This window comes from Paraburkholderia sp. J63 (genome assembly GCF_905220245.1).
GTDB lineage: Bacteria > Pseudomonadota > Gammaproteobacteria > Burkholderiales > Burkholderiaceae > Paraburkholderia.
This window is the reverse complement of record NZ_CAJMZF010000014.1, coordinates 16232-29107: the sequence shown is the minus strand read 5'-3', so window position 1 is coordinate 29107 and position 12876 is coordinate 16232. Positions and strand designations below refer to the sequence as shown.

The 12876-nt window shown below is 62.5% G+C and carries 11 protein-coding genes and 3 pseudogenes; 11 read left to right on the top strand and 3 right to left on the bottom strand.

The window, feature by feature from the left end:
* Positions 1-169 precede the first annotated feature (169 nt).
* From U5775_RS17115 to U5775_RS17100, 4 genes and pseudogenes are all read left to right on the top strand, one after another.
* Positions 170-463: a toxin-antitoxin system TumE family protein gene (locus tag U5775_RS17115; RefSeq protein ID WP_322059272.1), complete on the top strand. Its 294-nt coding sequence runs from the start codon at positions 170-172 to the stop codon at positions 461-463.
* On the top strand, positions 460-804 hold the full coding sequence (locus tag U5775_RS17110; RefSeq protein ID WP_322059271.1) for a hypothetical protein: 345 nt from the start codon (positions 460-462) through the stop codon (positions 802-804). The genes U5775_RS17115 and U5775_RS17110 overlap by 4 nt, the downstream gene beginning before the upstream one ends.
* A 168-nt stretch (positions 805-972) precedes the next feature.
* A pseudogene (locus U5775_RS17105) lies at positions 973-1220 on the top strand (hypothetical protein); the annotation flags it as partial.
* Between the two features lie 155 nt (positions 1221-1375).
* Positions 1376-3307: an acyltransferase family protein gene (locus U5775_RS17100; RefSeq protein ID WP_322059270.1), complete on the top strand. Its 1932-nt coding sequence runs from the start codon at positions 1376-1378 to the stop codon at positions 3305-3307.
* 36 nt (positions 3308-3343) lie between these two features.
* Here U5775_RS17100 and U5775_RS17095 read toward each other — a convergent pair.
* Positions 3344-3952 (bottom strand): annotated as a pseudogene (locus U5775_RS17095) (transposase); the annotation flags it as partial.
* A 250-nt stretch (positions 3953-4202) separates the two neighbouring features.
* On the opposite strand from U5775_RS17095, the gene U5775_RS17090 reads away from it, so the two are divergent.
* The 6 genes from U5775_RS17090 (at position 4203) to U5775_RS17065 (ending at position 11060) form a co-directional block, all read left to right on the top strand.
* The gene (locus U5775_RS17090; protein WP_322059269.1) at positions 4203-5162 is read left to right on the top strand and encodes a LysR family transcriptional regulator; all 960 of its coding nucleotides are present in this window, start codon (positions 4203-4205) and stop codon (positions 5160-5162) included.
* Positions 5163-5369: 207 nt separating this feature from the next.
* The gene (locus U5775_RS17085; RefSeq protein WP_322059268.1) at positions 5370-6635 is read left to right on the top strand and encodes an MFS transporter; all 1266 of its coding nucleotides are present in this window, start codon (positions 5370-5372) and stop codon (positions 6633-6635) included.
* Positions 6636-6809: 174 nt separating this feature from the next.
* Positions 6810-7889 (top strand): porin, encoded by a 1080-nt coding sequence (locus U5775_RS17080; protein ID WP_322059267.1) that lies wholly within the window; start codon positions 6810-6812, stop codon positions 7887-7889.
* A gap of 87 nt (positions 7890-7976) precedes the next feature.
* Positions 7977-9425: an amidase family protein gene (locus U5775_RS17075; RefSeq protein WP_322059266.1), complete on the top strand. Its 1449-nt coding sequence runs from the start codon at positions 7977-7979 to the stop codon at positions 9423-9425.
* Complete coding sequence (locus tag U5775_RS17070) at positions 9422-10594, top strand: M20 aminoacylase family protein (protein WP_322059265.1); 1173 nt, start codon at positions 9422-9424, stop codon at positions 10592-10594. Before U5775_RS17075 ends, U5775_RS17070 begins: the two co-directional genes overlap by 4 nt.
* Positions 10595-10640: 46 nt before the next feature.
* Entirely contained in the window at positions 10641-11060 is a 420-nt protein-coding gene (locus U5775_RS17065) for an Lrp/AsnC family transcriptional regulator (protein WP_322059264.1), read from the top strand.
* A gap of 42 nt (positions 11061-11102) precedes the next feature.
* On the opposite strand, the gene U5775_RS17060 is transcribed toward U5775_RS17065, so the two are convergent.
* Entirely contained in the window at positions 11103-12170 is a 1068-nt protein-coding gene (locus U5775_RS17060; protein WP_322059387.1) for an ornithine cyclodeaminase, read from the bottom strand.
* 202 nt (positions 12171-12372) lie between these two features.
* Here U5775_RS17060 and U5775_RS17055 point away from each other — a divergent pair.
* A pseudogene (locus tag U5775_RS17055) lies at positions 12373-12493 on the top strand (IS3 family transposase); the annotation flags it as partial.
* 141 nt (positions 12494-12634) lie between these two features.
* Here U5775_RS17055 and U5775_RS17050 read toward each other — a convergent pair.
* Positions 12635-12826, bottom strand: a complete 192-nt coding sequence (locus U5775_RS17050; RefSeq protein ID WP_322059263.1) for a hypothetical protein — start codon at positions 12824-12826, stop codon at positions 12635-12637.
* Positions 12827-12876: the final 50 nt, after the last annotated feature.

Sequence of the window (12876 nt, the reverse complement as noted above, 5' to 3'; positions counted from 1 at the left end):
TCAAGGCATTGTCGGCCGTGCGCTACGGCACAAAATGAACTCCGTTTCAGGCATCGCTGCGGACCGGTTGCATACACCCACCGACGTCGAACGCACAGAAAATACGTTGTACACCCACGCTATATTATGGCGCTTGACGCCATAATATACGTATGGCATCCTACGCCATATGAAGAAGAAAGCCACACTCTTGTTCGAAGACCGAACCGTCTACCCAGACGGGGCCATTCTCGAAATGCGCATCTGGCGATTACCGAAGATCGACAGCGAACGGCCGCACGGTCTCAAGTACAGCCTGTTTTATGGTCGCGCAGGTCAACGAATCATCGGTTACGACAACGAGCAGGGCAAAGGCGACCACCGGCACTATCGCGATCGGGAAGAGCCGTACGCATTTTCGACGCCTGAGCAGATGGTGGCAGATTTTCTTGATGATGTAGAGCGTGAGCGAGGTGAATCATGAGCAAACTTAATGTGCATGTGGGTGGTGCACGGGATATGGGTCGTCGGTTCGCGGCGGCGTTTAACCGTGCGCAGGCAGGCGAGAATTTCGAAGAGCGGCACGTGACGTTTCTGTCGCTCGAGGAGATGCTCGCTGCACTGTCGCCGAAGCGCCTTGAGATGCTTCGTCATCTACACCGCGAAAGCGCGGAGAGCGTGAAGGCGTTGGCAACTGCACTGAATCGGGACTACAAGCGTGTCTACGAAGACGTGGTGATTCTGGAGAACGCCGGCCTTATCGTGCGTGAAGAAGGACGTCTGAGCGCGCCGTGGGACGCGTTGACCGCCGAGGTTTCTTTGTGACCAAGTCGCGACATGCGGCCATAGGTGCACAAGCGACGAGACGACGGCGTCGTTGAATCCTGCCGTCACAGACCGCGCCGCGTGCGCGAAGGCAAGGTCCGCTATTTCGGGCTGTCGGAGAGTCGTCCGGAGTGATATGCGCCAAAAAGAACCAGCTTTTGCGTGTGTTCTGGTTTCGTTATCGCTCACGTGTTCGGGCCGGATTATGCGGAGGCAATTGGGAACCTCGTCGTGCTCAAATATCAGGCGAAGTTCGTGGTGCTCGCCAAATGGCTGCTTGCGCTTGCGGTGGTGTTCGTCGTGAATCTCGTGGCGACACTGCGGCTGGCGCCTATTGCGCCCTCGTCGGGCTCGCGTGCGGTTATCTCACTGTGGCCAACACCAACATCCGGCCCGTGCCATTAGCGCGCGAATGAAAGCGCGAACCGTCACTGCCCATACACCCAGGTCGTGGCGAACAAGCAGATAAAATATCAGATTTTGCCTGCCGGCGATAAGCAGAGGCGGCTTATCGCTACTGCGTCATTACGAGGATGCCCCGCTCAGCAGGAGCTGACTGGTTGCCAAGCGAATGGAATTCAGAAAGGACATAAACGGCCTGCGAGCGATTGCAGTCATTGCGGTCGTCTTTTTTCACTACGGGGTGGGGTTCTTTGGCGGCGGATACATCGGCGTCGACGTGTTCTTCGTCATCTCGGGGTTCTTGCTTACCTCAATTGCGCATAGGCGGTTACAGGCGGGGCAATTTTCGGGGGGACAGTTCCTCCTGAATCGCCTGCGCCGGATTTTTCCCGCCCTGCTCGTCACGGTGATCGCGTCCTGCACGTGGGCATCGCTATTTTATCTGCCAGACGACTTCATCAGACTTGTACGCAATGGCACAGCGTCTCTACTGTTCCGCTCGAACTATGCCTTCCTTAGCGACGCGGGAGGTTATTTCGCGCCTGATGCGCGCACGAACATCTTTCTGCACACCTGGTCTCTAGCCGTCGAATCCCAGTTTTATCTCGCGTTCGCGGCGAGCTGCGCGCTTTTCTGGCCTCGCTCAGGATCGCGTCGCAAATTGGGGGGCTGGATTGCCTTCTGCGTCGTCGCGCTGGCGTCGCTAGTTTGGTGCGTTATTCATACGCCCGCGCATCAAGCAAGCTCGTTCTATCTGCTATGGGGGCGCGCGTGGGAGTTTATGACGGGATCGGTGGCCGCTTTGGTCGTTGTGCGGCCGAGGCTGTCGAGTGCGAACATCGTATCGGTTATCGGTGCAGCACTGTTGATGTTCGCCATCTTCGGCCTGCGTGGCGATGACCCATATCCGGGATGGCGCGCGATTCTCCCGGTCGCAGGAACAGCGTTGATCATCTATGCGGGTGAGGGGTTCGTCACGAGCCTGCTGTCGTGTCGGCTGCTACAGTTCATCGGCACGATTTCCTACTCGATATATCTCTGGCACTGGCCGATTCTGCTTGCCTTCCGGGAACGCGTCGGCAGCGATCCGTCCCCGGGCCAGGTGGCGCTGCTGATTGCGGCGTCAGTTGCAGTGGGCTGGGTGTCGTACGTCGCGGTCGAGCAACCAAGCCGTCGACGACTGCGCAATGGCTCGATTGCTTTACTATTCGTGCTCGGCATAGCTTCTGGTTTGACATTTACCGCTGTGCTGCAGAAAACGAATGGCCTTCAGGGCAGACTGCCTACCTACCTTCGCGCAGCGTCGGAAGCCATGAAGAGCGAGGCACCACGTAGCTACGAGTGCATGAGAGATGTGGACGGGACAAAACATACATCGGGCGACTTCTGTAGCCTGGGCGGCATACCATCGGGCAATCAGCCAGTAATGATGCTATGGGGTGATTCCTTCGCGAACATGATTCAACCGGTCGTCGATCAGGCGTCGGCCGGGATGCACGTTCCGGGCGTCGTAGCAACGCTGGGCGGATGTCCGCCATTCCGAGGCAAAGTGTTTCCGGGATCGGGTGCAGAAGTCTTTCCGGGCTGTGAGCGATACGCGAACTTCGCCTTCGACTATTTCATGCACACGCCTTCGATCAGGCTCGTCGTTGTTGCCGGGGACTGGCAACGGTATGAAGCAAACTATGAGGGTGGCGTATTGAGGGATATTGCTACCGAGCTTTCCGCCCGTGGCGGCAAGATGGTACTCGTGAAGGCGGTTCCAAATCCTCAAGGTGATCTTCCGCGGCTGTGGGCGCGGTCGCAATTCGCAGCTGGACACGAGATACCGCAGATGAGTATTCCTCGCTCCGGTGAGGCAAACGTCGCTGAACACGGCAATCAGATCGCACGTATTGCTGCGCAAGGTGGAAACGTTTCGATGGTCGATCCGTTCGACGCGCTATGCGATCACAGCGAGTGTTTCACAGTAAAACAGGGTCATGGGCTATACAAGGACACGGACCATCTGACACAGGACGGAGTCGCAATGCTCGCCCCATCTGTTACGGCCGCAATCGAGGAAGCGTTGCAGGAAATTGGCTCTGCAAAAGACCCGTGAGAAACCGCACACGGAACAGCGTTGGGGCAGTTGCATCGGGATCAGACGAATTTCCAGATAGACCGCCTTATTGCGTACGACGGCGTCCTCGCGGATCTTCACGCGCAGCGCGTCGAAGACCACGACCGGATACATCGGCTCAAGCGGGCGCGCCTGCCAGGCAGTGACTTTGGCCATGACCTCGTCGGTGACCGATCTGATGAACTCCGGTGAGACCTCGGTCGCATACTGCTCTTTCAGGAAGCCCTGAATCTCGCGCACCGTAATGCCCCGCGCGTACATCGCAACGATCTTGTCGTCGAATCCCGTGAAGCGGCGTTCGTGTTTGGGGATCAGCAGCGGTTCGAAGCTGCCGTCGCGGTCGCGTGGCACCTCAACGCGGATCGGGCCGTCTTCGGTCAGGACGGTCTTGGCACCACGGCCGTTGCGCTGGTTCGTCACGCTGGCCGGTTTGGCGCTGCCTGGCGCGTAGCCGAGAGGGTGATTCATCTCACCGCCCAGCGCCCGTTCGATCAGCGCCTTCTTGAGTGCCAGCGTTGCGGCATTGATGGCTTCGGCTGTCATCGGGCCGTTGCCGAATTGCTCCAGCAGTTCAGCGGGAATGGCCGGTAGCTCTACCGGTGGGGTCTTCGGTTTGCGAGGCATAGTTTCTCCTGGGAAGAATCATATGCCTTGAACACGAAATTAATGACAGGCCCGCACAACTTGCCCGTCAGCGGGGAATTGAAGATGCCATCGACGACTAAATCTCTGACTGGCCGGCGGGACGGAATTGGTTGAAATTCCCCTGACGCTTACTGTCCCAAAGCAGGCAGTGCGCGTGGAGTAAAAATTCTCTCGAAAATGAAGGGCGCGCCTGCCACTATCATTGAGGACGACCTTAACGCTTGCCCCCATGAAAATCCAACATCTGCGCTGTTTTGTGAGCGTCGCGGAAAAAGGCAGCATGCGTGCCGCCGCGGAACATCTCGGCCTCTCGGCCACCGCAGTGAGCCTCGCACTGCGCGAACTGGAGCGGCGCACAGGAGCGCCGCTCTTCTCCCGACAGCCGCAAGGCGTGCAACTCACCTACCCCGGCCGGCGCCTGCTCGCGCACGCGCGCCTGATACTCACCCAGATCGACCGCGCTGAAGAAGAGATCGAGCAGATCCAGGGCCTGACCGGCGGAGCCGTGACCATCGGCGTGACGCCCTGGGTGTCCGAGACCATTCTGCCGAGCGCACTCGCCGTGTTTCAGCGCCTGCGCCCCGACGTGCGCCTCGACTTCAGTGAGGCGATCGGTACTTCGCACGAATGGCTGCGCGACGGCACACTCGACTTCCTGATCGGCCTCGCCGCACCGCGTGCGCTGAGCGCGAATTTCGTGTCGCGGGAACTGTTCCGCTGTGGCCTCGCGATCGTCGCGCGCCAAGGGCATCCGCTTGCGAATGCCACGTCCCTGCGCGACCTCGATGGCCAAAGCTGGGTCATGACGATGCGCGAAGACACGCACGAACAGCGTCATAGCGCGATGCTCAAGCGCCATGGCGTGAAGCTCGCTGCGAATCAGGTTCACTATGCCCGCTCCACGCTTGTGTCGATGGCAATGATGGAAGGCAGCGACATGCTGACGGTTTGCCCATGGCCGCTCGTCGAATCGCCGCTCATGCGAGGCCGCACGATCGCGCTGCCGATCAAGGACGAGATGCCCGAAATGACCACCAGCCTCGTGATGCGCCGCAGTGACACGCCCAGCGCGGCGGCACAATTGATGGCGGAATGCATAACGGAAGCCGCGCACGCCTGCCAGAACAGCGCCGAGCCGACGGTACGACGCATGATGAGTTCGGTCGAGTTCGTCGACGCCGCCGAATGAGGGCGCGTACACAGGTGTAAAGCAAAACCTTACACCTAATTGTTTCGTTGGCTAGGAGACTCACGCGCCCCGCCCTACGATCGTGGCAACGGTTTGCGGCCAGCCCGGCGCAGGCTCATTTCGAACTCAAGCCACGGGACGCATATGGCAAGGCAAGACTCACATTCTGGTCCGTCGATCGATCCGCGCGCGCGTCGCAGGGCGATCGTGTCGTCGGTGATCGGCAACGGGCTGGAGTGGTTCGACTTCGGCATCTACAGCAGCTTCTCGATCGTCATTTCGCGCCTGATGTTTCCGCCACAGGATGGCGCCGCCATGTTGCTCGTGGCTTTCGCATCGTTCGGTCTCGCCTTCATCGTGCGTCCGGTCGGCGGCGTGCTGCTCGGCATCTATGCCGACCGCGCAGGCCGCAAGGCGGCGCTCTCGGCCATCATCCTCATGATGTCAGCAGGCACGCTGATCATTGGCCTCACGCCGTCTTATGCGTCGATCGGCATTGCCGCCTCCGTGCTCGTAGTGGGGGCGCGCATGCTTCAGGGATTCTCGGCGGGCGGTGAATTTGCGAGCGCGACCGCCATGCTGCTCGAATACTCCCCTGCGGGACGGCGCAACCTGATCGGTAGCTTCCAGGCCTGCTCGCAGGCGCTCTCGTTCGCGCTCGGGGGTGCGGTAGCGTACCTGTTGCTGCATTCCCTGGAGCCTGCCGCGCTCAATGCATGGGGCTGGCGCCTGCCGTTCCTGTTCGGCGCGCTGATTGGACCGATCGGCTACTACATTCGACTGCGTGTCGACGAATCGCCCGAATTCTCCGCGCTCGTCAACCAGCGTCGCGTGGTGCAGAGCGAACGGCTCTCCCTTGCTGGTATCGTCAGGCGCTTTCCACGCGAACTGCTCGGAACGCTCGGCATCGTGGCCGTGTGCACGACCTCGTCTTACGTCGGTCTCATCTATATCCCGCTCTTTGCGAGTGGCCAGCTCGGGCTTGACGCGAGCGCGGGCCAGCTCGGCATGCTCGCGGGCGCGCTCGTCCTGCTCGTGATGTGCCCGCTGACCGGCATGCTCGCGGATCGCTACGGACGCCGCCGCGTAATGGTCCCCGCCATGCTCGCCTATGGCGTGCTGGTATGGCCGCTGCTCGGAGCGCTCGTCAGCATGCCCAGCGCCGCGAACCTGATTCGCTTCGAACTGGTGAGCGCGTTTCTCATGAGCTTCTTCTGGGGTCCTTCCGCGGCCGCGCTGGCCGAAGCATTTCCGGTGCAAATCCGCTCGACCGGCATGGCCATCGTCTACAACCTCGGCGCGCTTTGCTTCGGCGGTCTCGCACCGTTGATCAACGCCTGGCTCACCCGCGTAACGGGAGATCGTCTCGCGCCGGCCTGGTATATCGCAGTCAGCGTCGTGATCGGCACGACTGGCGTGCTCGCGATGACGCAGCGCACGGCCGCAAGCACCGAAGCACAGCAGCACGCCTGAAGCTCGCGGAGCAAACGCGCTCCGCCTCGCGCACGCACCTTCAGCAATTTCAACGATACGAGATTGGCAGGTTGCCGGCAGCATGCCGGCCGACCAGGGCATGCGCACGCCCGCGCATCGCGCCCGTACTTCCTTACCCCAACAGAAAACCATAAACACTACGGAGATCCTCACGTGAGACGTCACATCGCAGCATTGCTGCTGCTTTCCGGCATCGCGCACGGCGCCCTGGCGCAATCGTCGGTGACCTTGTTCGGCAGCGTGGACAACGGTCTTACCTACGTCAACAACTACGGCGGCCACTCGCTCCTCAAGATGCAGGACGGCGTGAACAAGGCGAATGCGCTTGGCTTTCTCGGCTCCGAGGACCTGGGCGGTGGCATGCGTGCGTTCTTCAAGCTCGAGAACGGCTTCAGCGCCAATACCGGCGCGCTCGGCCAAGGTGGCCTCATATTCGGCAAACAGGCCTATGTCGGGCTTGGGCAGCGCTCGATTGGTGAGCTAACGCTCGGGCGTCAGTACGATTTCACGGTGCTTCTCGAGCACTATCTGCCGTGCCTGAACTGCGGCCTGTTTGGCGTACAGAATGCCGACTTCGACCGCGTCTCCGGCGAGCGGCTGAACAACGCCGTGCAGTACGTCACGCCCTCCTTCGGTGGGTTCAAGGCGGGCGCCATGTATGCGTTCGGGCAGAACAGCGGCGCGCTCTCGACGAATCTGGGCCGGGCGCTCAGCGCCAATCTCCAGTACACGTACGGCCCGTTTTCCGCGGCGATCGTGCTCACCGACATCAACAAGGCGCCTACCTTCGCGGGCCTGCTGGGCGCGACAACCGTGCTCGGCCAAAGCGTGAACCCCGCCGTGCCGCTCGTGGTCGACAGCCAGCGCATTCTGGGCATTGGTGCCACCTGGGCGTTTGGCAACTGGGACGCCGCGGCGCTCTATACGAACACGCGACTCGAACTTGCGGGCCGTGCGTCGACCGATCAGGTACTGCATGTAGGCGGCGACTGGCACCTGCAGCCATCGCTCGTGCTCGCAGCCAAGCTCTCATATGACCGCTTCGAGGCCTCGCGCTGGTACACGGCCACGGCGGGCATCGATTATCTGCTGTCCAAGCGCACAGATGTCTATGTCGATCTCGACGCGCAAAAGGCCACCGGCCCGGGCACGGTGGCGTCGATCGCGCTCACCGCGCCCTCTTCTACCGACCGCCAGTTCGTCTCGCGCGTGGGCATCCGCCATCTGTTTTGACGTGTTGCCGGCGCATATGGCCGGCGTGCCCGACGTTCGCGTACAGGATCGCGCGGCGCTGGGCTTTATTCATCAGGAAAGCGAAATATGAAACACATGCAAGCGGGCGTCGCGCACAGCGCGTTGCCGACCGACATCTGGCGCTGGGAAGCATGGCAGATCGCCGCGGCCATCGCGCGCGGCGACATTTCGAGCCGCGACGCGGTAACAAGCTGCCTGCAACGCATCGACGCCACCAATCCGCAGATCAACGCGCTTACGCACGTCAACCGCGAATCAGCGCTGCAGGCCGCGGACGAAGCGGACGCAAAGCGCTCGCGCGGCGCATCGCTTGGCGCGCTGCACGGCGTACCCGTGACGATCAAGTGCAACGTGGACGTCACCGGTGAACCGACGACGCACGGCGTCGTCGCCAAGCGCGACCTCATTGCACAAGCGCACAGTCCCGTCACATCCAATCTGCTGAAAGCCGGGGCCGTGATCGTCGGCCGCACCAACACGCCAGCGTTTTCGATGCGCTGGTTCACGGAGAACGCGCTCCACGGCCGCACGCTGAACCCGTGGCGCCACGACATCACGCCGGGCGGCTCGTCGGGAGGCGCCTCGGCGGCAGTGGCAGCGGGCATGTGCCCGGTCGCTCACGGCAACGACCTGGCGGGTTCGGTGCGCTATCCGGCGTACGCGTGCGGCGTAGCCGGGCTGCGCCCGACCGCCGGGCGCGTGCCCTCCTGGACACCGACCTCCGGCGAACTGCGCACGTTCGCCGCGCAGTTCTACGCGGTGCAGGGTCCGCTCGCGCGCTCGGTGCGCGACTTGCGCGTGAGTCTCGCGGCGATGTCAGCGCGCGACACACGCGACCCGAACTGGGTGCCCGCGCCGCTCGAAGGCCCTGCAATCGATGGGCCGATACGCGTCGCACTGGTCGACCAGATCGACGGTATGACGATCGCGCCCCCCATCCGCGAAGCCCTGGCGTGCGCCGCACATTGGCTCGAAGACGCTGGCTACACGGTAGAGCGCATCACGCCGCCCGATCTGCGCGAAGGATTCGATATCTGGATGGATATCGCCATGACGGAGATCGCTCAGGGCTTCGCCCCGACCATCGACGAATACGGCGACGACGGCGCGCGCGCCGCGCTGCATGCGATGCTTCCGAAATACGGCGGCGCGCCGACACTCGAACGCTACATGAACGGCTTCGCGCGCCGCGACCGGCTGCGCCGCCGCTGGAACGCCTTCCTGGAGCAGTATCCGGTCGTGCTGATGCCGACTTCGCTCGAATTGCCGCTGCCATGGGGCATGGATCTCGAAGGTCCGGCGACCATGGCGCGCATTCTCGATGCGCAGTTGCCGCTCAAGCTGATCGCCGCGCTGAACCTGCCGGGGCTCAGCGTGCCGACCGGTCTGCACGATGGCGTGCCCGTGGGCGTGCAGATCGTGGCGGGCGCGTTCCGCGAAGACCTCTGCCTTGCAGCCGGCGAGGCGATCGAGCAGCGCGCGCAGATGCCGCTCGCGTTCCGAGGCGGCGCATGACCCATCCACTGCTTGAAACGATGCGCGCGTACGCCGATGAATTCGTTGAATTGCGCCGCGACATTCATCGTCATCCCGAACTCGGCCTCGAGGAAACGCGCACCTCATCATTGATCGCGCAACGACTTTCTGCGTGGGGCTACGAGGTGCATCGCGGACTCGCAAGAACGGGCGTCGTCGCCACGCTCAAACGCGGCGTCGGCGGCAAGCGCCTCGGTCTGCGCGCCGACCTCGATGCGCTGCCGATCCGCGAGGCAACCGGCCTGCCCTGGCAAAGCCGCCACGACGGCGTGATGCACGCGTGCGGCCACGATGGCCATACGGCCATGCTGATGGCGGCGGCGCGCTATCTCGCGGAACGCGGCGACTTCTCGGGCACGCTCAACCTCGTATTCCAGCCCGCCGAGGAACATCCGGGCGGCGCCAGGATCATGATCGAGGAAGGGCTGTTCGCGCGCTTTCCCTGCGATGCGATCTTCGCGATGCACAACATGCCGGGCGTCGCGCAAGGCCATCTGGTGTTTCGCGAGGGCGCGATGATGGCGTCGAGCGACGACGTCACGATCGTCGTGACCGGGCTCGGCGGACACGGCGCGATGCCACACCGCGCAACCGATCCTGTAGTCGCGGCCGCGAGCATCGTGATGGCGCTCCAGACCGTGGTCTCGCGCAACGTGGATCCGCAGCAAACGGCGGTGGTCACCGTCGGCGAACTGTCGGCGGGCCGCGCGAACAATGTGATTCCCGATAGCGCGCGGCTCGAACTGAGCGTGCGCGCGCTCGACCGCGATGTTCGCGACCTGCTCGAGGCACGTATTCGCGCGCTGGTCGAACTGCAGGCGCAAAGCTTCGGCGTGCAGGCGCAGGTACATTACAAGCGCGACTACCCCGTGCTCGTGAACACAGCGGCCGAAACGGCATTTGCGCGCGAGGTCGGAATCGAGCTGCTCGGTGAATCAGGCGTCACGCGCGACGGCGGCGCACTGACAGGTAGCGAGGACTTCGCGGTCATGCTCGAATATTGCCCGGGCAGCTACCTGCTGATCGGCAACGGCGCGGGCGATGGAGGCTGCATGGTCCACAACCCCGGCTACGATTTCGACGACGGAAACATCGTCGTGGGCGGCGCGTACTGGGCGCTGCTCGCCGAGCGCTATCTGCGCAACTGAAGGAAGGACGGCCCGGGCGCCTTCACACGCCCGGGCCGCTTGTGAAATGGACGACACCGATACGAAGCTGATCTCGCTGTTGCGCGCCGACGCGCGCCTGAGTGTGGCGACGCTCGCCGCGAAGCTCAACGTCGCACGCGGCACGGTCACGGCCCGCCTGCGTCGGCTCGAAGACGCGCACGTGATTGTCGGCTACACGATCAAGCTCAGGCCCGAGGCCGAGCCCGACCACATCCGCGCCTGGATGGGCGTGCAGGTGGACGGCAATCGCACGCATGAAGTGGTGGCGAGCCTGATGGGCGATCCGGCGCTCACCGCGCTGCACGACACCAATGGCCGCTGGGACCTGCTCGCCGAATTGCGGGCGCTCTCGCCTGCCGAACTCTCGCGGGTGCTGGAGCGCGTCAGGCTGATCAAGGGCATCCGGCACACCGAGACGAGCATCCTGCTCAAGAGCTTTCGATAACGGCGGACGCGCCAGGCGTAAGTCCGCCGCCGCCCCAACCGGTTACGCGGACAGCAGGTCACCGCGCGCGGGGGCGTGTCGCGTTTCGAGTACACCAAAAAGATTCTTCGGATCGGCTGTCGTCGGAATCAGCTTGAGGGTTGCGCCGATGCCGAGCTTGATGGCCGTATCGCGGATGAAGGTCAGCGCCGAGTAATCCTCGAGCGCGAAGCCGACCGAATCGAACACGGTGATCTGCTGCTCGTCCGTGCGGCCGGATGCCTCGCCGGAGAGCACGCGCCACAGCTCCGTCACCGGGAAATCGGGTGCCATCTGCTGGATATCGCCTTCGATACGCGTTTGGGGCTCGTATTCGACGAATACGCTGGCGCCCTTGAGCACGTCGCGGTGCAGTTCGGTCTTGCCGGGGCAGTCTCCGCCCACCGCGTTGATATGCATGCCGGGTGCGAGCATGTCGGCCGTGAGGATGGTGGCGTTGGCCTTGTCGGCGGTGACGGTGGTCACAATGTCTGCGCCCAGGGCGGCTTCGGCCACGCTGCTGCAGACGATCACGTCGATGCGCTCGTCCACGAGGTTCGCGACCAGCTTGGCCGTCGCAGCCGGATCGACGTCATACACCCGCAGCGTATGGATACCCACGAGATCCCGGAAGGCGAGCGCCTGGAATTCGCTTTGGGCGCCATTACCGATCAGCGCCATGACGCGGCATTCAGGCCGTGCAAGTTTGCGCGCCGCCACCGCCGACATGGCCGCGGTGCGGATCGCGGTGGTGAGCGTCAATTCGGAAAAGAGCCGCGGCGCGCCGGTGTCGACATCGGCGAGCACGCCGAAGGCCATCACCGTCGGCAGTCCCTCGCGCGTGTTCTTCGGGTGGCCGTTCACGTATTTGAAGGCGAACTCGCGCTCGTCGGCGATCGGCATCAGTTCGATGACGCCGTCATGCGAATGGCAGGCCACGCGGGCGCTCTTGTCGAACTGCTGCCAGCGCAGGAAATCACGCTCGATGCGCTCGGCAATGCCGGCGATGCATTGCGGTAGACCAACGCGCCGGACGATCCCGATGACATCGTCGGCACTCAGATAAAGCGTGGGGGGAAGGGAGGACTGCATGGGTATGTTTCTCGGCTGTTTGGGTACAGGCAGTTTCCCAGAGCCCCGGTGCAGTCGCCAGAGAGCGGATTGCGCAGAATTCTGTCTGGTTTGAACAGGTTGAGCAGGGAAGACATGCAAAGCGATCAAAGCTTCGCGGTCTCGATGGCCCGTTGCATGAAACTGGTGGCTCCGGTGCCGGTTGCGCGAATCGGCTTGAAGAGAACAGTGGCGACAGTTTACAACCGGCGGCGGCTGCATAGCACCCATCGCTGCCAACCCCCGGCCACGGTCCGTCGAGCCTGGCTGGAGTCGATAATACCGAGATGCGGCTCACTGCCTGACTGGCTACAAAACCCCGCCGCAGGTCAGACATGCCAACGCACCTTGTCAGTATGACTAACGACAACTTCGGCAATTTCTGAAGGGCTGTCTGCATCAAGGCACCGCCAGATTCAAAAAATATCGAATGAAAGGAAACCGTATTATTCGCGCCATCGCGCTTCTTTGATCGTTACGACACAGCCGCCACGCGAGTAAAAAATTCCGACGATGTAGTTGCTGGTGAACTGAGGCCAGTTATCCGCACTGTTCGACTCATTGAGTCGAACCGCCTTGGCGCAGAATTTATTCAACGCTAATTCGCGCCCTGGCGTAGCAAGCAGCAGTTCCAGCATGGCACCGCCTGGCGGCAACGTACCGATTGTCGCATCGCTTTAAAGCAACA